The organism is Kribbella sp. NBC_00482, from assembly GCF_036013725.1.
Taxonomy (GTDB): Bacteria; Actinomycetota; Actinomycetes; order Propionibacteriales; family Kribbellaceae; genus Kribbella.
In genome coordinates, this window is the sequence record NZ_CP107881.1 from 7,899,891 (window position 1) to 7,918,896 (window position 19,006).

Annotated in this window: 18 protein-coding genes; 6 read left to right on the plus strand and 12 right to left on the minus strand. The window is 69.6% G+C overall.

Going from position 1 to position 19,006, the window contains the following annotated elements; all coding sequences use genetic code 11:
* Window positions 1-8: 8 nt before the first annotated feature.
* Window positions 9-806 carry a hypothetical protein gene (locus OHB24_RS38110; protein WP_327635800.1) on the plus strand — a complete coding sequence of 266 codons (798 nt, stop codon included), beginning with the start codon at window positions 9-11 and terminating at the stop codon, window positions 804-806.
* On the opposite strand, the gene OHB24_RS38115 is transcribed toward OHB24_RS38110, so the two are convergent.
* The 7 genes from OHB24_RS38115 to OHB24_RS38145 form a co-directional block, all read right to left on the minus strand.
* Window positions 807-1,523, minus strand: coding sequence for an alpha/beta fold hydrolase (locus OHB24_RS38115; RefSeq protein ID WP_327635801.1), 717 nt, complete (start codon window positions 1,521-1,523; stop codon window positions 807-809).
* Window positions 1,524-1,642: 119 nt separating this feature from the next.
* Window positions 1,643-2,404 (minus strand): YebC/PmpR family DNA-binding transcriptional regulator, encoded by a 762-nt coding sequence (locus OHB24_RS38120; RefSeq protein ID WP_327635802.1) that lies wholly within the window; start codon window positions 2,402-2,404, stop codon window positions 1,643-1,645.
* Window positions 2,405-2,437: 33 nt separating this feature from the next.
* Window positions 2,438-3,043 (minus strand): pyridoxal 5'-phosphate synthase glutaminase subunit PdxT, encoded by a 606-nt coding sequence (pdxT, locus tag OHB24_RS38125; RefSeq protein ID WP_327635803.1) that lies wholly within the window; start codon window positions 3,041-3,043, stop codon window positions 2,438-2,440.
* The gene (locus OHB24_RS38130; RefSeq protein ID WP_327635804.1) at window positions 3,040-3,603 is read right to left on the minus strand and encodes a DUF6891 domain-containing protein; all 564 of its coding nucleotides are present in this window, start codon (window positions 3,601-3,603) and stop codon (window positions 3,040-3,042) included. The genes pdxT and OHB24_RS38130 overlap by 4 nt, the downstream gene beginning before the upstream one ends.
* Window positions 3,604-3,630: 27 nt before the next feature.
* Window positions 3,631-6,180 (minus strand): ATP-dependent helicase HrpB, encoded by a 2,550-nt coding sequence (gene hrpB, locus OHB24_RS38135; protein WP_327635805.1) that lies wholly within the window; start codon window positions 6,178-6,180, stop codon window positions 3,631-3,633.
* Between the two features lie 50 nt (window positions 6,181-6,230).
* The gene (pdxS, locus tag OHB24_RS38140; RefSeq protein WP_327635806.1) at window positions 6,231-7,130 is read right to left on the minus strand and encodes a pyridoxal 5'-phosphate synthase lyase subunit PdxS; all 900 of its coding nucleotides are present in this window, start codon (window positions 7,128-7,130) and stop codon (window positions 6,231-6,233) included.
* Between the two features lie 72 nt (window positions 7,131-7,202).
* Window positions 7,203-8,555, minus strand: a complete 1,353-nt coding sequence (locus OHB24_RS38145; RefSeq protein ID WP_327635807.1) for an aminotransferase-like domain-containing protein — start codon at window positions 8,553-8,555, stop codon at window positions 7,203-7,205.
* Window positions 8,556-8,681: 126 nt separating this feature from the next.
* Here OHB24_RS38145 and OHB24_RS38150 point away from each other — a divergent pair, with 126 nt between their 5' ends.
* On the plus strand, window positions 8,682-10,337 hold the full coding sequence (locus OHB24_RS38150) for a bifunctional 3'-5' exonuclease/DNA polymerase (RefSeq protein ID WP_327635808.1): 1,656 nt from the start codon (window positions 8,682-8,684) through the stop codon (window positions 10,335-10,337).
* Here OHB24_RS38150 and OHB24_RS38155 read toward each other — a convergent pair.
* From OHB24_RS38155 to OHB24_RS38165, 3 genes are all read right to left on the minus strand, one after another.
* A complete protein-coding gene (locus tag OHB24_RS38155) occupies window positions 10,319-11,263 on the minus strand; it encodes an RNA polymerase subunit sigma-70 (RefSeq protein WP_327635809.1) in 945 nt (314 codons plus the stop codon). The genes OHB24_RS38150 and OHB24_RS38155 overlap by 19 nt on opposite strands.
* A complete protein-coding gene (locus OHB24_RS38160; protein ID WP_327635810.1) occupies window positions 11,260-12,402 on the minus strand; it encodes an FAD-dependent oxidoreductase in 1,143 nt (380 codons plus the stop codon). Before OHB24_RS38160 ends, OHB24_RS38155 begins: the two co-directional genes overlap by 4 nt.
* Before the next feature lie 127 nt (window positions 12,403-12,529).
* Window positions 12,530-13,024 (minus strand): hypothetical protein, encoded by a 495-nt coding sequence (locus OHB24_RS38165; protein WP_327635811.1) that lies wholly within the window; start codon window positions 13,022-13,024, stop codon window positions 12,530-12,532.
* Between the two features lie 76 nt (window positions 13,025-13,100).
* Between OHB24_RS38165 and OHB24_RS38170 the strand changes: the two genes are divergently transcribed.
* On the plus strand, window positions 13,101-13,853 hold the full coding sequence (locus OHB24_RS38170; RefSeq protein ID WP_327635812.1) for an S-methyl-5'-thioadenosine phosphorylase: 753 nt from the start codon (window positions 13,101-13,103) through the stop codon (window positions 13,851-13,853).
* On the plus strand, window positions 13,850-14,875 hold the full coding sequence (locus tag OHB24_RS38175) for an NAD-dependent epimerase/dehydratase family protein (RefSeq protein ID WP_327635813.1): 1,026 nt from the start codon (window positions 13,850-13,852) through the stop codon (window positions 14,873-14,875). Before OHB24_RS38170 ends, OHB24_RS38175 begins: the two co-directional genes overlap by 4 nt.
* Here OHB24_RS38175 and OHB24_RS38180 read toward each other — a convergent pair.
* Both OHB24_RS38180 and OHB24_RS38185 read right to left on the minus strand, forming a co-directional pair.
* Complete coding sequence (locus OHB24_RS38180; RefSeq protein ID WP_327635814.1) at window positions 14,855-16,000, minus strand: sensor histidine kinase; 1,146 nt, start codon at window positions 15,998-16,000, stop codon at window positions 14,855-14,857. The genes OHB24_RS38175 and OHB24_RS38180 overlap by 21 nt on opposite strands.
* On the minus strand, window positions 16,000-16,695 hold the full coding sequence (locus tag OHB24_RS38185; RefSeq protein WP_327635815.1) for a response regulator transcription factor: 696 nt from the start codon (window positions 16,693-16,695) through the stop codon (window positions 16,000-16,002). Before OHB24_RS38185 ends, OHB24_RS38180 begins: the two co-directional genes overlap by 1 nt.
* Before the next feature lie 122 nt (window positions 16,696-16,817).
* On the opposite strand from OHB24_RS38185, the gene OHB24_RS38190 reads away from it, so the two are divergent.
* Together OHB24_RS38190 and OHB24_RS38195 are read left to right on the plus strand one after the other, a co-directional pair.
* Window positions 16,818-17,468, plus strand: coding sequence for a glycosyltransferase family 2 protein (locus OHB24_RS38190; RefSeq protein ID WP_327635816.1), 651 nt, complete (start codon window positions 16,818-16,820; stop codon window positions 17,466-17,468).
* Window positions 17,465-18,721 carry a DUF2064 domain-containing protein gene (locus tag OHB24_RS38195; RefSeq protein WP_327635817.1) on the plus strand — a complete coding sequence of 419 codons (1,257 nt, stop codon included), beginning with the start codon at window positions 17,465-17,467 and terminating at the stop codon, window positions 18,719-18,721. Before OHB24_RS38190 ends, OHB24_RS38195 begins: the two co-directional genes overlap by 4 nt.
* Window positions 18,722-19,006: the final 285 nt, after the last annotated feature.

Genomic DNA, 19,006 nt, shown 5'->3' on the forward strand with positions numbered 1-19,006 from the left:
GGAGCAAGATGCTGATACGTCGTACGGCGGCCGGCGCGATGGTGGGCGTGCTGGTTGTACTCGTCGCTGGTTGCCAGGGATCCGACCCGGCAACCAGCGACGCGATCGGAACCACACCGACACCTACAGCAACGTCCGTCACGCCGCCGCCGTCGCCGGTGGCGACGCCGACGAAGCCGTCGCCCAGTACGCCGGTGAGCACGATCGCCGGCCTGTCCGCGACGAAGATCCTGGCCAAGGCCCAGGCCGCCGCGAAGGCCGCGACCAGCGTCCGGATGAAGGGATCGATGTCCGACGACGGCGACAAGGTCGTGCTGGACATCCGGCTCGCGAAGACCGGCGGTCAGGGCACGATGAGCATCAACGGTGCCGCGTTCTCGCTGATCGTTCTGGACAAGACGGCGTACCTGAAGATCAGTGACAAGTTCTGGCGCGCCCAGATCGACTCGAAAGCCGACGCGGACGCCGTGATCGCGCTGGTCGGCGGTCGCTGGATCAAGACGCCGCTGACCGACAAGGACCTCGGTGAGCTCGCGGCGTTCGCCAGCAAGCCGAAGTTCTTCGACACGCTGTTCGAGCCGACCGGCACGCTCCGCAAGACGGCGCCGCGGACCGTCGACGGCGTCGCCGCGATCGGTCTCCGCGACACCGACGGCACTCTCTGGGTCGACACCGCCACCGGGCGCCCGGTCCGCCTTGAGTCGTCCGGCACCGACGCGCTGACGTTCACCGAGTACAACCAGGTCACCACGCCGAAGGCCCCTCCGGCCAGCCAGGTGATCGACGGTAAGGCGCTCGGAATGTAGCTAGACCTTCAGCAGGGCTTCGGCCAGTTCGACCGGACGGGTGAAGCAGGCTTCGTGGCTGCCGGGGGCTGGGGCGGGAGCGACGCCGAGCCGCTCGGCGAATCGGTTCCAGCCGTATTCGCCGGGCGGTAAGGCGACGTCGTCCTCGCCGAGCAGGTAGGCGACCGGTACGCCGAGGGTGTCGAGATCCAGCGGTGCGACGGTCTCGGTGAAGTACTGCATGGGCTGCGGGACGAGCAGGCTGTGGACGACGCGCTGCACGTCCTCGGACGCGTCCTGCATGAACGCCATCTGCCACACCTCGAACGGCATCGCGACCGAGTTGTTCCCCGACGCCTGCGCCTGTCCGTCGAACAAGGCCTGATAGCTCGGCGGCACCTCGTCGTACAGGCTGCGGCCCTCGGCCGGGACGAACGCGCTCCAGAACACCAGCTTCCGCAGCCGCGCCGCGAGCCGCGGCGCGGCGCCGGCGATCACGTAACCGCCCCAGCTGTGCCCGACCAGCGTGACGTCCCGCAGGTCCTCGCCGTCGACCAGCTCGACGACCGAGTCGACGACATCGGTCAGCGTGTACGGCGTCGGGTCCGCACCGTCCTGCAGTCCGGGCAGGGTCGGAGTCAGCACCTGATGACCCGCGGACCGCAGCTGCTCGGCGACGGGCCGCCAGGCCCACCCGCCATGCCAGGCACCGGTGATCAACACGAACGTTCCAGCCATGGCGCACTCCCTCAAGGCTCAAGTTGCCTCGAATCGTGCCATTCGCGCTGACGTCCGTCAATAATCTGACACACTTCAGTCCAAGCGAAGGGGCCGCGATCACCGCGGCCCCTCTGGCTTCAGCCGACCTCGGCCATGATCTCGTCCGACACGTCGAAGTTGGCGTAGACGTTCTGGACGTCGTCGCTGTCCTCGAGGGCGTCGATGAGGCGGAAGATCTTGCCGGCGCCGTCGGCGTCCAGCTCGACCGTCATCGACGGGACGAACTGGACATCGGCGGAGTCGTAGTCGATGCCGGCGTCCTGCAGCGCGGTCCGGGCCGCGACCATGTCGGTGGCCTCGGTGACGACCTCCCAGGACTCGCCGAGGTCGTTGACCTCGTCGGCGCCGGCCTCGAGCACGGCCTCCATCACGTCGTCCTCGGACAGCGACTTGCCGTCCTGCTCCTTGGCGACGACGATCACGCCCTTGCGGTTGAACATGTACGCGACCGAGTTCGGGTCGGCGAGCGACCCGCCGTTGCGTGTCATCGCCGTACGGACGTCGGCGGCGGCCCGGTTCCGGTTGTCGGTGAGGCACTCGACCAGCATCGCCACGCCGTTCGGGCCGTAGCCCTCGTACATGATCGTCTGGTACTCCGCGCCGCCCGCCTCGGCACCCGATCCGCGCTTGACCGCGCGGTCGATGTTGTCGTTCGGGACCGAGGTCTTCTTCGCCTTCTGGATGGCGTCGTACAGCGTCGGGTTCCCGCCAGGGTCACCACCGCCCATCCGGGCGGCCACCTCGATGTTCTTGATCAGCTTCGCGAAGAGCTTGCCGCGCCTCGCGTCGATGACGGCCTTCTTGTGCTTCGTGGTGGCCCATTTGGAGTGGCCTGACATGGCGAACCCAACCCTTCTACCGCTTGCAACGTCTCAGAGGCCGCGGACCAGCTCGGCGAAGTAGCCGTGCAGCCTGGCGTCCCCGGTCATCTCCGGATGGAACGACGTGGCCAGCAGCCGGTCGTGGCGAACCGCGACGATCCTACCTGCGGCGGGGCCCGACCTCACCGTCGACAGTACCTCCACGTCCCTCCCGACGCGCTCCACCCACGGTGCCCGGATGAACACGGCGTGGTACGGCGTGTCGAAATCTGCTCCCAGACCCGGGAACTCCAGGTCCGCCTCGAACGAGTCGACCTGCCGCCCGAACGCGTTCCGGCGTACCGTCACGTCGAGCCCGCCGAGCGTCTCCTGGTCCGCCGTCCCGCCGGTGATCTCGTTCGCCAGCATGATCATCCCGGCGCAGGTGCCGAACACCGGCATCCCGTCCGCGATCCGCTTCTGCAGCGGCTCGAACAACTCGAACGACCGCGCCAGCTTGTACATCGTGGTCGACTCACCACCCGGCAGAACCATCGCGTCGACCTGCTCCAGCTCGGACGGACGTCGTACGGCGAGACCCTCGACACCGACCTCCGCCAGCATCGCCAGGTGCTCGCGGACGTTCCCCTGCAGTGCGAACACACCGATGACGGTCACAGAGTTATCCTCCGTTGCCAGTCGACGGTGACCTCGATCCGGCCTTCGTCGAACACCGCGGGCAGGTCGTTCTGGCGCAGCAGCGCGAGCACGTCCTCCAGCAGCGGCTCGCCCGGTGCAACGTTCGCGGTGTCCGGATGCCAGAGCTTCAGCTCCAGCATGCCGAAGTCGACCGCGTGCCAGACGTCGGTGTCGGTGAAGAACACCAGCCCCTGCGGACTGTCCGCGGACTCCAACGCGTGCCGAGCCTCGTGGTGGTCCGACGTGTAGCGGACCACGACCAGGCCGAGACGCTCGAATTCCGCGAGTACGGCGTCCAACCGGTCCGGATCCGTGGACTCGGGCCAGGCGGCGGCGTCCTCGTTGAGGTCCATGACGGCCTCGCCGATCAGCAGCGGTACCAGAGCGGCCGCGTCCATTGCGGGCGCGTCTTCCCGGACGGCCTCGGTCAACGCGGCCGTGATCGCCGCGTGGTCGGCGTACCCGGACCGCACCAGGACGCGCGCCAGACCACGCAGCTCCCGGGCGGTTCTCTCGTCCACCGACTGCAGGTTGCTCATCACCCGCCCAGGCTACGTCACCCAACGTCAGCGAGGTTTCAGTCGCTTGGTCGGGATGGCGGTGAGTGGATCTTCCGGCCACGGATGGCGGGGGTAGCGGGCTCGCAGGTCGGCTCGGACCTGGGGATAGCCCTGCTTCCAGAAAGAGGCGAGGTCGCTCGTGATCGCGACCGGGCGCCGGGCGGGCGACAGTAGATGCAGAACGACCGGGACACGACCGTCCGCGACGGCCGGCGTGGCAGTCCAGCCGAATACCTCCTGCAGCTTCACTGCGAGGACCGGCGGCTCGACACCGTCGTACGCGAGTCGCACCTCGGAGCCCGATGGGACCTGGAGCCGTTCCGGTGCGAGTTCGCCGAACCTGGTTGCTGCAGGCCACGGCAGCAGTCGCCGGAGCGCCGAAGCCACGTCGATGTGGGCGAGATCGCGCGAGCCTCGCACCGAGGCGAGCTCGGTACCCAGCCATTCGTCGAGACCGGCCAGGAGTGCTTCGTCGTCGACCGCCGGCCACGGGGCTCCGAGGTGGGCGTGGCAGAACGCGAGCCGCTCCCGCAGTGCGAGTGCGGCCTCCGACCAGCGCAGTACGGACAGACCGCTGCGCCGGATACCGTCGCGGACGGCCGCTTGGACGAGCAGCCGGTCGGGCTTCGCCAGCGGCACGTCGTTGAGCACGATCGCGCCGAGCGCCTCGACGCGCCGCGTCACGATCCGGCCGTCGTCCCAGCGGATCTGGTCGGTGGTCGAGACGAGATCGCCCGCGATGTCTCGCGCGGTCTGCTCGTCGATCGGCGCCGCGGAACGGATCCTGGCGTCGGCGCGACCCGGTGCCCGGTCAGCGGCCGCGATCGCCAGCCAGTTCGTGGTCCGCAACGGCGACTGCGGATCCAGCGCAGCACCGGTACCACCAGACATCTGGTACGTCGTTGAGTCGGCCCCCCGAACCCGCGCAATCCGATCCGGATACGCCAGACCCACCACAATCCCCGCCGCAAGATCATCCGGTACGACACGCGTCCCCGGACCACCCGGCGCACCACCCACCGGCCGCACTCCAGTTCCACCCGACGGGTCCCCGGTCGTCGTGCCTCGGCCGAGGCGCTTTGTCTCTTCTCGCCAGCGGGCCGTGGTGCCGCGGTCATCGCCGCGGCGGAGGGCTCGCCAGCGGGCCGGCAGATCATCGCCGAAGTCGCGGCCGGAGTCGTCCGAGAGCATCGCGACGACCTCGCGTGCCCGGTCGGCGCCGACCCGCGGCGTCCCGTCCAGCAACGCACGAGCCAACCGGGGATGCGCCCCGATCGCCGCCATCCGCCGGCCCCGCTCGGTGATCCGGCCGCCGTCGTCGAGGGCATCGAGGCGGCGCAGCAATTCGGTGGCCGCGGTCATCGCCACCACCGGCGGCGCCTCGAGCAAGGTCAGACCGTCACCACCAGGCGCACCCCACGCCGCGAGGTCGAGGGCGAAGGCGGCCAGATCGGCGATCGCGATCTCCGGCGCCGGATGATCGTCGAGATGCGTGTGGTCGGTGGCAGACCAGCACCGATAGACCCGGCCAGGTGCCTCCCGCCCGGCGCGACCTGCTCGCTGGTCGGCCGACGACTTCGAAACCCGGCAGGTGACCAACGCGCCGAGGCCACGGGATTGATCGGTCCGCGGCTCCCGGGCAAGACCCGAGTCGACCACAACCCTGACCCCGGGCACCGTCAGCGAACTCTCCGCGACCGATGTCGTGACCACGATCCGGCGAGTGGCGGCCGGCGCCAGCGCGCGGTCCTGTTCGGCCCTGGACTGGCGACCGAACAACGGCAGGACATTCTGACCGGCCAACCGGTGAGTCACACCGTTGATCTCGGCCTCCCCCGGGACGAACACGAGGATGTCGCCATCGTTCTCGGTCAGTGCGCGCTGGACGACGGCCGCGACGTGATCCAGCAGGCGCGGGTCGACCCGCCCACCGGGAAGCAGCGGCACGGGGACCGGTGGCGGGGCCCACTCGATCGCCACGTCGAACAGCGCGGCAGACGCAGTGATCACGGGCGCCGGCACTTCCGAGCCCAACGCGCGACTCAGCCTGATCGTGTCCGCCGTGGCCGAGGTCGCGACGATCGCCAGGTCTTCGCGAAGATTCGCCCGGATGTCGACGCAGAACGCGAGCAGCAGATCGGCGTCGAGGTGCCGCTCGTGGCACTCGTCGATCACAATCGCGGCGACACCCGGCAGCTCCGGATTCTGCTGCAGACGCCGTACCAGGAGACCTGTCGTCACCACCTCGACACGGAGTCCCTTGCCGCCGCTGCGCTCACCGCGCATCGCGTAGCCGATCCGCTGCCCGAGCGGTTCGCCGACCAGCATCGCCAGCCGGGCCGCAGCCGCACGGGTTGCCATCCTTCGCGGCTCGGCGACGATGATCGTGCCCCCGAGCGCATCGCCCAGCGCCAGCGGCAACAGCGAGGTCTTCCCCGATCCAGGCGGCGCAACCAGCACCGCCGTACCGTGCGAACGCACCGCATCAACCGTGGCAGGCAGAACCGCCCGAACAGGCAGATCCGCCCCCGGCACCGACGACGCAGGAAACAACACGCCCCGACGCTAACCGACCACTGCCGCAGAATCCCTCAGGTTGATCAGCCTTACCAGCCGCGCTCGGCGAGGCGGTGCGGCTGCGGGATGTCGTCGACGTTGATGCCGACCATTGCCTCGCCCAGGCCGCGGGAGACCTTGGCGATCACGTCGGGGTCGTCGTGGAACGTGGTGGCCTTGACGATCGCGGCCGCGCGCTCCGCCGGGTTGCCGGACTTGAAGATGCCGGAGCCGACGAACACGCCCTCGGCGCCGAGCTGCATCATCATCGCTGCGTCGGCCGGGGTGGCGATCCCGCCGGCGGTGAACAGCACCACGGGCAGCTTGCCGAGGGCGGCGACCTCCTTGACCAGCTCGTACGGCGCCTGCAGCTCCTTCGCCGCGACGTACAGCTCGTCCTCCGGCAGGTTCTGCAGCTTGCGGAGCTCCTGGCGGATCTGACGCATGTGGGTGGTCGCGTTGGACACGTCACCGGTGCCGGCCTCGCCCTTGGAGCGGATCATCGCCGCGCCCTCGGTGATCCGGCGCAGAGCCTCGCCCAGGTTGGTCGCGCCGCAGACGAACGGCACGGTGAACTGCCACTTGTCGATGTGGTTCGCGTAGTCGGCCGGGGTGAGCACCTCGGACTCGTCGATGTAGTCGACGCCGAGGCTCTGCAGCACCTGCGCCTCGACGAAGTGACCGATCCGGGCCTTGGCCATCACCGGGATCGAGACCGCGCTGATGATCGAGTCGATCATGTCCGGGTCGCTCATCCGGGAGACGCCGCCCTGGGCGCGGATGTCAGCCGGGACCCGCTCCAGCGCCATCACCGCGACCGCGCCGGCGTCCTCGGCGATCTTGGCCTGCTCGGCGGTGACGACGTCCATGATCACGCCGCCCTTGAGCATCTCCGCCATGCCGCGCTTCACCTTCGCGGTGCCAACCTGCGGGGTCTGGTTCTCGGTCACTGCATCCTCCTGGTCGTGGGCCTCAGCTCCAGGTTAGGAGGTGGCGGGCATCGATCTTCAGTCCACCCGGAATCAAGTGGACTGAAGTACCTCGTCCAGCCGGGCGACCACGAGCCGCAGCGTGGCCGGCGGGGCCGTGAACGGGATCCGGATGTGCCGGCGGTCGGTCGCGTCCGGCGTGAACAGGTCGCCGGAACCCAGCAGCAGCCCCTGCTCGCGGGCCGCCTCCAGAACGCGGCGGGCTCTCGTCTCGGTCAGCTCGAGCCAGAGCGTCATACCGCCCGTCGGCGTGGGCCATGCCACACCGTTGAGCGTCCGGAGGCCGGTCTCCAGGGCGTTCAGGTTGGCGCGCAGCCGGGTCCTGCGGCGGCCGATCACCTTGTCGAGCTTCGGCACGATCGCCCGGGCCAGGAGGTCGTCCAGTGCACTCGGCGACGCCACGCTGAGCTGTGCCGCGGTGTTGATCCGCCGGCGGAGCTGCTTCCCGGTACGCACCCAGCCAACGCGCAGCCCGCCCCACACCGTCTTGGACAGCGAGCCGACGCTCACGGTGCGCGGGTAGCGGCTCAGCGGTTCGGCCTGCTCGCCACTCGCCAACCACAGTGGTCGCATCGTCTCGTCACTGATCAGAGCAGCGCCGTACCTGCGTGCTATCTCGACCACAGCCTGACGGCGGTCGGCTGGCAGGCTGAGGCCGGTCGGGTTGTGGTTGTCGGCCTGGAGGTAGATGACCTTCGGGCGGTGGCGTCGGCAGAGGTGGGCGAGCTGGTCGGTGTCCCAGACACCAGCGGGCCAGCCTGCTACGTCCAGGCGGTGTTTGCGGAGCAGGTCGAAGGCGGCCGGGTACGTCGGGGTTTCGGTGATCGCTACGCCCGGTCCGAGGTCCAGGCCGGCCAGTGCGGCGTTCAGACCGGCTGCCGCGCCGACGGTGAGTGTCAGCTGCTCCGGCTCGGTTGGGACGCCCTCTCCGGTGAGGCGCTCGGCCAACGCCGCTCTGAGCTCCTGCGATCCGCCGGGTGGCGGTCCGTCACCTCCCATGGCCTGTGGCAGCCCGTCCTGCACGATCTGCGCTGCCGCCTCAGCCACGTCATGCGGCGCGGCCGTCGTGGCGAACCGCAGGTCGAGCACGGGCCGGTCCCCCGGCGTCACTGTCGACGCCGGCGCCACTGGGTCGAGTAGGCGGTCCAGCGGACGCACTACGGTCCCGGAGCCACGCTTGGTCTCCAGTACGCCGTCGCGCCGCAGGTTCTCCAGCGCGCGTACGACGGTCACGCGGCTCACCCCGAGCCGCTCCGCCAGCACCCGCTCCGACGGCAACCGCGACCCGATCGACAGGTCGCCCCGCTCGATGCGCCGCAGCACGAGCCCCTCGACCTGCTCGGTCTTGGTCCCGTCCGCCGCCTCCAGATCCCCCGCCCGCCACATAAGTCCAGTCTCCCACAACTGGCCTGATCCCCGATCTTTGAGCACCCACCAACCATTTTCCGGCGCCCGAAACGGTTGGTGGGTGCTCAAGGTTGGACTGTCGGTGGCGGGTGTGAGGATTCGGGTATGGACGAACGGTGGCTGATCGCTCCGGAGGAGGGCGGCGGGGCGATGCTCGTTGCGCTGCATCCGGACGGGCAGCCGGCCGGGGAGGTTCTGCGCGAGCCGGATCTGGTCGCGGCCGTCGCCTCGCGGCCGCAGGTCGCGCGGTGGGTGTGGCGTTCGTCGGGTGAGATCTATCCGCGGTTGCTCGCGGCCGGCGTGCGGGTCGAGCGGTGCTACGACATCGAGAACACCGAGGGGTTGCTCCTCGGGCATGAGGGCCGGCTCGGCGAGCCACGGTCCGCGGCCGCCGCGTGGGCGCGTTTGAGCGGTCGGCCGGTCCCAGCGGATCCGCCGCTGCGCGCCGTCGTACCGGGTGAGCAGTCGTCGTTGTTCGAGATCTCCGTCGAGCCGATCCCGTTCGAGGCGTTGCTCCGGGTGTACGCCGACCAACTCCGACGGCACGATCTAGCCGAGTATCCGGACCGCATGCGGTTGCTCACGGCATCGGAATCGTCAGCCATGCTCGTCGCGGCGGAGATGGATCTCGCCGGGTTGCCGTGGAGCGCGGACGCGCACCGGGAGCTGCTCCGCGAGCTGCTCGGGGAACGGTTCGCCGGTTCGGGTGAGCCACGCCGGCTGACCGAGCTCGCGGACGAGATCTCCGCGGCGTTCGGGCACCGCGTGCGGCCCGAGCTGCCGGCCGACGTACTGAAGGCGTTCAAGCAGGCCGGGCACCAGGTGAAGTCGACGCGGAAGTGGGAGCTCGAGCATGTCGATCATCCGGCGGTGGCGCCGCTGCTCGAGTACAAGAAGCTCTACCGGATCTACACGGCGAACGGCTGGAGCTGGCTGAACGACTGGGTCCACGACGGGCGTTTCCGGCCCGGGTTCCTTCCCGGCGGCACCGTGTCCGGGCGCTGGATCACCAACGGTGGCGGCGGTCTGCAGATCCCGAAGGTGATCCGCCGCGCGGTGGTCGCGGACCCCGGCTGGCGGCTCGTGGTCGCCGACGCGTCCCAGCTCGAGCCGCGCGTCCTCGCCGCGATCTCCCGCGACCGCGCGCTGATGGAGGTCGCGAGCGATCCCGGGGATCTCTACAAAGCCGTGTCGGACCAGGCGTTCTCCGGCGACCGCGCGCAGGCGAAGATCGCCGTACTGGGTGCGATCTACGGGCAGACGTCCGGCGACGGCCTGAAGAACCTCGCCATGCTGCGCAAACGATTCCCGCAGGCAGTCCAGTACGTCGACGACGCGGCCCGCGCGGGCGAGGAGGGCCGGCTGGTCCGCACGTACCTCGGCCGCACCTGTCCGCCGAGCGGCCACCCCCTCGACGAAGCCATGCTCGAAGGCCCACCCGCCGACATCCCCACCACAGACCCGCGCCACGCGAGAGCCCGCGGCCGCTTCACCAGAAACTTCGTAGTCCAAGGCAGCGCCGCCGACTGGGCCCTGCTCCTCCTGGCCGCCCTCCGCCAGTCCCTCACACCCCTCAAGGCCGAGCTCGTCTTCCACCAGCACGACGAGGTCATCGTCCACTGCCCCACCGAAGAGGCCGATCAGGTCACCGAAGCCATCCAACAAGCCAGCAACCTCGCCGGCACCCTCACCTTCGGCCCCACGCCCACCAACTTCACCTTCACCACCGCAACAGTCGAAACCTACTCCGACGCGAAGTAGCTCTCGGGGAGGTTGTACAGGTGGTGGTTTGTGGTTTCGAAGGCGGTTATTTCGGCGATGCGGTTTTGTTCTATGCGGAAGATGTCCAGGGCGAAGAGACGGTGCTCGAGGTAGGCGGCGAGGGCTGGTTGGCGGTTGATGGTGGTGGGGATGAAGTGCCAGTGGCCGCGGTAGGTCGGGGTGAGGTTGGGGGTGAGGGAGCGGATCGCGTCGGTGCGGCCTTCGAACCAGAACGGGTACGGCGGCATGGTGATGCGGATGTCTTCGTGCATGAGGGCGGCCAGGGCGGTGGGGTCGGCGTTGTCCCACGCACACATGTAGCGCTGGAGGAGCTTGCGTTCGTCCTCGGAGGTGTTGCGCGCCGACCATTCGGTGCGGTGTGGTGGCAGGTGTTCGCGGAGGACCGGACGCGCGCGTTGGAGGGCCGAGTTGACGGCCGCCACGGACAGGTCGACAGCGGCTGCGGTCTCGCGGGCGGACCAGCCCAGGACGTCGCGGAAGATGAGTACGGCGCGCTGCCGCGCAGGCAGGTGCTGGATCGCGATCAGGAACGCCAGCTCGATCGTCTCCCGCCGGATCGCGACCGCGTCCGGCTCCTCGCCCCGATCCAGCAGTACGTCGGGGAACGGCTGCAACCACGGCACGTCCTCCCGCGCCGGCAGAGCCGTCGCGGGAAACGAGGCCGGCTCCAACTGGTACGGCAACACCCGACGAGGACGCCGTACGTCGATGCACGCGTTCGTCGCGATCCGGTACAACCACGACCGCACCGACGACCGCCCCTCGAACTCCCCGATCGCCCGCCACGCCCGCAGAAACGTCTCCTGCACCAGATCCTCGGCCTCGTCGTACGACCCGAGCATCCGGTAGCAGTGCACCCGCAGCTCATGCCGATACCGCTCGACGTCCTCCTCGAAGCCGCTCACGTCGCGTCCTCCAACGGGTTCTGGCCGACCAACTCGTGCCCGCGCCGTGCCGAGTCACGGACCGCGTCGAAACCGTAGCCCACCATCTCCGCCTCGTACTCCCGCAACGCCTCGACCACCGGCCGTCCGCCCGCCGCCTCGCGGATCCGCGCGGCCAGCACCTGCCCGTCCCGCAGCGCGGTGTTGGCGCCGACCCCGATCGCCGGACTCATCACGTGAATCGCATCCCCGAGCAGCGTCACGCGACTCGTCTCCCAAGGTCCGATCGGCACGCTGGATCGCACCGTCACCGGGAAGATCGCGTCCTGTCCGGCAAGAACCTCCCGTACGGCGGGATGCCACCCGTCGGTCATCGCGAGAGCGACTGCCCGCAACTCCGAGCCGGACAAGGCGAACAAGTCCGAGCACGGAAACTCCTCGACCCGCGCCCCGAACACGCACGTGAGGTAGTCCGTCACCGGCGACAACCCTGGCGTCCGGCCCGGAGCCTCCCCGAACCGCACCGGCGCCAGCCCGACGAACCGCTTCTCCGGACCCACAACCGTCGTCCACAACCCGAGCAGCTCCTCGGCCCCGAACGCCGCCTTCCCGTACAGCAGCCGCAGTCCCGCATCTACGACCCGGGCCTCAGGCAACAACTGCTGCCGCGTCATCGACCCGGCTCCGTCAGCCCCCACCAGTACGTCGCCGACCGCCACGGACCCGTCCTCGAAGTGCGCCGTGACGCTGTCTGGACCCGACTCGAACCGGGTGAACCGAGCCCCGAACCGCACCACCCCGTCCAGCCCCGCGAGCAGGATCTCCCGCAACGTTTGCCGATTGACCGCAAGATTCCCGCCGCCGGGCAGCCCTGGCACCGGAGCCTGCTCGAATCGGTGCAGGAGATTCAGCTCGTGGTCGTACGTCGCCGTCACCCCACCCGGCGTACCGGCCGTCGCGGCGAAGACGTCGTACGCCGAGCTACTCAGCACCGCGCGCAACGCCGCGATGCCGTTGGGATCGATCCGAATCCGATAACCCTGATTGCGGACGACAGACGTTGCGTCCCGCTCGTAAACGGCGACGCTGATCCCGGCGCGGCGGAGGCCCTGAGCGAGCGCCAAGCCACCCAGGCCGGCACCTATGACTACAACGTGCATGACGGTTGTCCCTTCTCTTGATCGAAAAGGGACGCACCGGAGAGCTTCTGTACGAGCGGTCGAACCGCCATCCGGACTACCTACCGGACCGTGACTTTCGTACGTCCGCCGACGACGCTAGCACGCGTCAGTTGCCGTCTTCCAGCTCGATGGTGGTGGGCATCGGGGCGTGGCCGGCCAGGCGGAACCAGGTGACGAGTCGGCGGTGGCGTAGGTCGCGGGTGGAGACGACGACGTCGTTGTGGAAGCGGCGAGCGAGTTGGACGCGGCGCATCGCGAGGGTGAGTTCGCCGGACCAGGGTTCGATGTCGGTGCCGGTGGCATGGATCGCGCGGGTGAGGGCGGACTCGGCCTGTTCGCGGAGTTCGAGCGCGTCGAGTGAGGCTGCCCGGGCACGGTGGGCTGCGTCGAGGAGCAGGAGCGCGGAGGCCGGGTCGAGGATGTCGCTGCCGGCCAGTTCCGCGACGAGGGCGGAGCGGCGGGCCAGCTCGGTCTCCAGTGACGCGCGGGCGAGTTCCACGCGGTGGTGCAGCCGGTCGAGCCGGCCGGCGGTCCAGCTCGCGTAGACGCCGAACAGCAGCAGCACCGCGCCCACCGCAAGCAGCACCCAGGAAATCTCCACACCCCATTCTTACGGAGCGCTGACGGTCCGCCCGGATCCGGTAGTCACCTCATCTGCTGGCACTAGCGTCGGGCGTATGGCTGAGATTGGCGTGATCGGCGGGTCCGGGTTCTACTCGTTCCTGTCCGGCGCGGAGACCATCGAGATCGACACCCCGTACGGCGCACCCAGCGAGCCTCCGCTCGTCGGCGACCTCGACGGGCGGGAGGTCGCGTTCATCCCGCGGCACGGCGCCGACCACCGGTTCCCGCCGCACCGCGTGAACTACCGCGCGAACCTGTGGGCCCTGCGCGAGCTCGGCGTCCGCCAGGTCCTCGGCCCGTGCGCGGTCGGATCCCTCAAGCCCGAGCTGACCCCCGGCACGTTCGTGGTCCCCGACCAGTACGTCGACCGCACGTGGGGCCGGGAGCACACGGTGTACGACGAGGCGCCGGTGGTCCACACCTCCGCCGCCGACCCGTACTGTCCCGTCGGCCGCGCCACGGTGACTGCCGCCGGCAACGTCGTACCCGAGGGCACGATGGTGGTGATCAACGGACCGAGGTTCTCGACGCGCGCCGAGTCGCAGTGGCACGCGGCGCAGGGCTGGTCGGTCGTCGGGATGACCGGCGCACCCGAGGCGGCCATCGCCCGCGAACTCGCGCTCTGCTACACGTCGATCGCCGTCGTCACCGACCACGACGCAGGCGTCGAGACCGGCGCCGGCGTCACCCAGGCCGAGGTGTTCGAGGCCTTCGAACACAGCATCGAACGCCTCCGCGAGCTTCTGCAGAACGTGATCGCGCAACTCCCGAAGCCCGACACCGACTGCACGTGCCACCAATCATGAAGGTCCTGCTCACCGGCGGCGCCGGCTTCATCGGTACCCACGTCCACCACCAACTACTTGCCGAGGGCCACGAAGTCACCGTCCTCGACTCGTTCCGCCCGGATGTGCACGCCGCACGCCCCGCGAGCCGACCCGGTCTGATCGTCGGCGACATTCGCGACGCGGACGCCGTGACCAAGGCAGTGGACGGCAGCGACACCGTCATCCACCTGGCCGCAAAGGTCGGCCTGGGCGTCCATCTCGACGACATCGACGACTACGTCTCCTCGAACAGCCTCGGTACGGCGGTCCTGCTGAAGTCCCTCGGGAACATCCGCAACGTCGTCTACGCCAGCTCGATGGTCGTGTACGGCGAGGGCCGGTACGACTGCGACGACCACGGACAGGTCGCTCCGGGACCCCGCCGTACCGAAGACCTCGAGCAAGGCCGCTTCGAGCCGCCCTGCCCGCAGTGCGGCGCCCCGCTGCAACCCGGCCTTGTCACCGAGGACGCCGTACTGGATCCGCGGAACGCCTACGCGGCCAGCAAGCTCAACGGCGAACATCTCGCCGCCACCTGGGCCCGCGAGACGGGCGGCCGCGTCACCGCACTCCGCTTCCACAACGTGTACGGGCCCGGCATGCCGCGGAACACGCCGTACGCCGGAGTCGCCGCGATCTTCCGCTCCGCCCTCGAACGTGGCGAGACGCCGCACGTCTTCGAGGACGGCCGCCAACGCCGCGACTTCGTGCACGTCCGCGACGTCGCAGCCGCGGTCACGCTCTCGGCGGCCGCACTCCCCCACCAGCCACCGTTCACGGCGTACAACGTCGGCAGCGGCACCGTCACCACGATCGGCGAGGTCGCCGCCGAGCTGTCCCGCGCGTACGGCGGCCCGCCGCCGATCGTCACCGGCGAGTACCGTCTCGGCGACGTCCGGCACATCACGGCCTCGTCCGACCGCCTGAAGAACGAGCTCGGCTGGAAACCGGCGTACGACCTCCAGACCGGTCTCGAGGATCTACTCCACTCGGCTGGCTAATACGGGCGGAAGGTCGATCTCGAAGGCACACCCGCCGTCGATGTTGCTGACGGCAATCTTTCCGTCGTGGGACTCGACCACACCGCGAGCGATCGCCAGCCCCAGACCGCCGCCGCCCGCGTCGGGCGTGCGCTGCTCGTCGCCGCGCCAGCCGACATCGAAGACGCGCTCCAGATCGTCGGCCGGAATCCCGCCGCAGCCGTCGGTCACCGCGAGCCGGACCCGCCCGTCCATCTCGCGATCGACCGTCAGCGTCACCGTCCCGCCCGCCGACGTGTGGCGGATCGCGTTGCCGACCAGGTTGGTGACCGCGCGCGTCAACTCGTCCGGATCCCCTTGTACGGCGAGTCGATCATCGTCACCCGGCGTCGAAACGGCCAGCTGAACGCCTTCCGCCCGCGCATGCTCGTTGTTCTCCCCCGCGACGTCCTCGGCCAGCTCCCGCAGGCTCACCGCCGACCGTCGGCGCGGCGGCGGCGCCGTCGACAACCGCGACAGCTCGAACAGGTCGTCCACCAACCCGGTCATCCGGTCGACCGTCGAACGCATCTGCCGCAACGCACCCGGTACGTCGTCGATCACACCGTCCTCGAGACCTTCCGACACCGCCCGCAACCCGGCCAGCGGCGTCCGCAGATCATGCGACATGAACGCCACCAGCTCCCGCCGGCTCGTCTCCAGCGCCCGCTCCCGCTCATGCGACGCGGCGAGCTTCTTCCGCGTCATCTCCAACTCGTTCGTCAACGCGGCCAGCTCCGCAGGGACCACCACACCAGCAGCTTCCGTGGGCTCGTACGACGTACCGAGATGGCGCAACCGCCGTCCGACGTCGCGCGACCCCACGGTGATCCAGTGCCCGAGCAGCACCGACATTGCCAGGCCGAGCAGCGCCGCGAACGCCAGCGTCCACAGCACCACCCAGGAATCGTGCTCGGAGATGAACATCGCCCGCACGCTCTGCAGCACCGCTGCCAGCGCCCCGGCCATCGGCGCCAGCGCTGCCACGATCATCGTGATCCGCAACGACCGCCGCCGGAACCGCCACAACACGACCGCCCCGACTGCCGCGACGACGAGCGTCCAGAGCGTGGTGAGCGCCAGGATCGTCGCCATATCTCTGTTCATCAGGCGTCACCGGCGAACAGGTACCCGGTCCGCGGGACGGTCAGCACGAGTTTCGGATCGGACGGATCCGCCTCGATCTTCTCCCGCAACCGCCGTACGTGCACGGTGACGGTCGACGAGTCACCGAAGTCCCAGCCCCACACGCGGCGGAGCAACTCGGCCTTCGTGTACGCCTTACCGGCATGCGACACCAGATACGCCAACAGGTCGAACTCGCGGTGCGTCAGCGACAGCTCGTCCTCACCCAGGTACGCACGCCGGGCAGCCGTGTCGACGATGACCGGCCCCGCGCTCAGCTTGGTCGGCGTCAGATCGAGCCCGGCCAGCCGCTCCTCGCGCCGTACCATCGCCTGCACCCGCAGCGTCAGCTCCCGCGGGCTGAACGGCTTGACCACGTAGTCGTCCGCGCCGACCTCGAGCCCGACCAGCCGGTCCTCTTCCTCGCCGCGCGCGGACAGCATGATCACCGCGGCACCGTCGTCGGCCGCGCGCATCCTGCGCAGCACCTCGAGTCCGGACAGTCCGGGCAGCATCACGTCCAGTACGACGACCGACGGCTTCCACTGCTGCCACACCTCGACCGCGGAGGCACCGTCCGCGACCACGCGAGCGTCGTACCCGGCCTTGGTCAGGTACGCCGAGACGACGTTCGACACGGTCGGGTCGTCGTCCACCACTAGAACACGAGTAGCCACGCTCTGAGCGTAGATCCTTCGTCCGTCCCGGAGCCGCATCGGCGCCGCAACGCAGTACGCCGTAAGCGACCCGTAGTCGTGTTCGGGCCCTGGCGACGCGGGTTCGTCCTTACCGTCGAAGCATGTCCGTCGATCTGGTCCTGCCGTGCCTGAACGAGGCGGCCGCCCTGCCCTGGGTCCTCGAACGGCTCCCGCCCGGCGTCCGCGCCATCGTCGTCGACAACGGCTCCACCGACGACTCGGCCGCCGTCGCCGCACGACTGGGCGCGACCGTCGTGGAGTGCGAGATCAAGGGGTACGGCGCTGCGTGTCATGCCGGTCTGGAAGCGGCCGACGCGGACATCGTGGCGGTGATGGATGCGGACGCCTCGCTCGATCCGCGGCAGCTGGTCCGGGTGACCGCGCCGGTCGTTGCCGGCCGCGCGGATCTGATCGTCGGTCGCCGGCGTCCGGTGTCGCGGCAGGCCTGGCCATGGCATCTCCGACTGGCCAACGCGGAGCTGTCCCGACGGATCAGGCGCCGTACGGGCGTCGCTTTGCACGATCTCGGTCCGATGCGGGCTGGGCGGCGTACCGCGCTGCTCGGACTCGGGCTGACGGATCGACGGTCCGGATACCCGTTGGAGACGGTGATCCGCGCCGCTGACGCCGGGTGGCGGATCGCGGAGGTCGACGTCGATTACCTCCCGCGCTCGGGGCGCTCGAAAGTCACCGGTACGCCGCTGGGCGCCGCACGCGCCGTACTGGACATGTCGAAGGTTTTGGCGCGATGAAGCGCGGCACGGTGATCGTGATTGCGAAGGCGCCGGTGCCGGGGCGGGTGAAGACGCGACTGCAGAGCGAGTTCACTGCGCGGGAGGCGGCGGCGCTGGCGCGGGCGTCGCTCGTCGACACGCTCAGCGCGGTCAAGTTCGCGCCGGCGACGCGGCGGGTGATCGCGCTCGAGGGTGAACCGGGGCCTTGGTTGCCGCCCGGGTTCGATGTCGTGGCGCAGCGCGGCGGCGGGCTCGACGAGCGGCTCGCGGCGGCGTTCGAGGACGTATACGACGGGACGCCGATGCTGCTCGTCGGGATGGACACGCCGCAACTGCGGCCGGAGCTGCTCGGGTTCGAGTGGTCCGGGTATGACGCCGTACTGGGGCTGACCGAGGACGGCGGGTACTGGTGCCTCGGCCTCCGCACGCCGGATTCGCGCGCGCTGGTCGGCGTACCGATGTCGACCGACCACACCGGGCGGGATCAGCTCCGTCGGTTGCTGGCGTTGGGGATGCGGGTGCAGATCCTGCCGACGCTACGGGACATGGACACACCGCAGGATGCGGCGTACCTCGCTGACGAGTTCCCTTCGTTGCGGGTGTCGCGGCTGTACCGGCGGTTGCAGCATGCGGCGCATCCGGGACTGCTGTTCGAGCAGGCGCTCGGCGGTACGGCGCGAGTTGTTGCTACTGGCATCGATGGGCGGACCGTGCCGTCGCTGTCCGAGGTGGATCGGTGGACGGCGCCGGCTGACGACGTGGATCGGCTTGCACTGAGTCGATGTGAGGGGCCTGTGTTGGACATCGGGTGCGGGCCGGGGCGGATCGTCACCGCACTTGCCGAACGCGGGATCCCGGCGCTCGGGGTCGATGTGTCGCCTCGGGCGGTTTCGCTCACCACGTCGCGTGGTGCGTCCGCGCTGCATCGTCCGGTGCAGGATCGGCTGCCGGGCGAAGGGCGCTGGGGCAGCGTGCTGCTGATGGACGGGAACATCGGGATCGGTGGTGATCCGGCCGATCTGCTGCGTCGCTGCGCCGAGCTCGTCCGTCCCGACGGGCTCGTACTCGTCGAGGTCGACCCGGACGACGACCTCGACGACAGTACGCCGATCGTCCTCCGCAGCTCCACCGGCCGCCATTCCACTCCGTTGCCCTGGGCAAGAGTAGGCACCCGCGCCCTGATCCGCCACGCCCGCACAACCCACCTCCACCCCACCGAGGACTGGCGCACCCCCCACCGAGCCTTCCTAACCCTCCGCCGAACCGCATGACCCGCCCCGCCCCGCCCAGCGGCTCCGGCCGGATCCGCCACTTTGTGCACCGGATCCGCACGAATTCGCGCTCCGGATACGGATCCGGTGCACGAAGTCGCCGCAACATCCGGGTTGGGGGTGCTGTGGTGGCTTTGGCGGCGGCGGTGGTTGCGGCTGCGGTGGTGGTTGCGGCTGCGGCGCGGCCGTGGTGGCCGGATGTGGTGTTGGTGGTGGGGACGGTGGTGGTCGGGTTCTTGGTGTGGCGGTTTGGGCGGGGGTTGGGGGTTGGGGTTGTTGTGGTTG

What these genes read in the sequence shown, in the direction of transcription:
- OHB24_RS38115 (WP_327635801.1), bottom strand. Translation starts at nt 1,523, where the DNA reads ATGGCTGGAACGTTCGTGTTGATCACCGGTGCCTGGCATGGCGGGTGG.
- OHB24_RS38130 (WP_327635804.1), bottom strand. Translation starts at nt 3,603, where the DNA reads ATGAGCAACCTGCAGTCGGTGGACGAGAGAACCGCCCGGGAGCTGCGT.
- OHB24_RS38190 (WP_327635816.1), top strand. Translation starts at nt 16,818, where the DNA reads ATGTCCGTCGATCTGGTCCTGCCGTGCCTGAACGAGGCGGCCGCCCTG.
- OHB24_RS38175 (WP_327635813.1), top strand. Translation starts at nt 13,850, where the DNA reads ATGAAGGTCCTGCTCACCGGCGGCGCCGGCTTCATCGGTACCCACGTC.
- OHB24_RS38150 (WP_327635808.1), top strand. Translation starts at nt 8,682, where the DNA reads ATGGACGAACGGTGGCTGATCGCTCCGGAGGAGGGCGGCGGGGCGATG.
- OHB24_RS38120 (WP_327635802.1), bottom strand. Translation starts at nt 2,404, where the DNA reads ATGTCAGGCCACTCCAAATGGGCCACCACGAAGCACAAGAAGGCCGTC.
- OHB24_RS38160 (WP_327635810.1), bottom strand. Translation starts at nt 12,402, where the DNA reads ATGCACGTTGTAGTCATAGGTGCCGGCCTGGGTGGCTTGGCGCTCGCT.
- OHB24_RS38180 (WP_327635814.1), bottom strand. Translation starts at nt 16,000, where the DNA reads ATGAACAGAGATATGGCGACGATCCTGGCGCTCACCACGCTCTGGACG.
- OHB24_RS38170 (WP_327635812.1), top strand. Translation starts at nt 13,101, where the DNA reads ATGGCTGAGATTGGCGTGATCGGCGGGTCCGGGTTCTACTCGTTCCTG.
- OHB24_RS38195 (WP_327635817.1), top strand. Translation starts at nt 17,465, where the DNA reads ATGAAGCGCGGCACGGTGATCGTGATTGCGAAGGCGCCGGTGCCGGGG.
- OHB24_RS38110 (WP_327635800.1), top strand. Translation starts at nt 9, where the DNA reads ATGCTGATACGTCGTACGGCGGCCGGCGCGATGGTGGGCGTGCTGGTT.
- OHB24_RS38145 (WP_327635807.1), bottom strand. Translation starts at nt 8,555, where the DNA reads ATGTGGCGGGCGGGGGATCTGGAGGCGGCGGACGGGACCAAGACCGAG.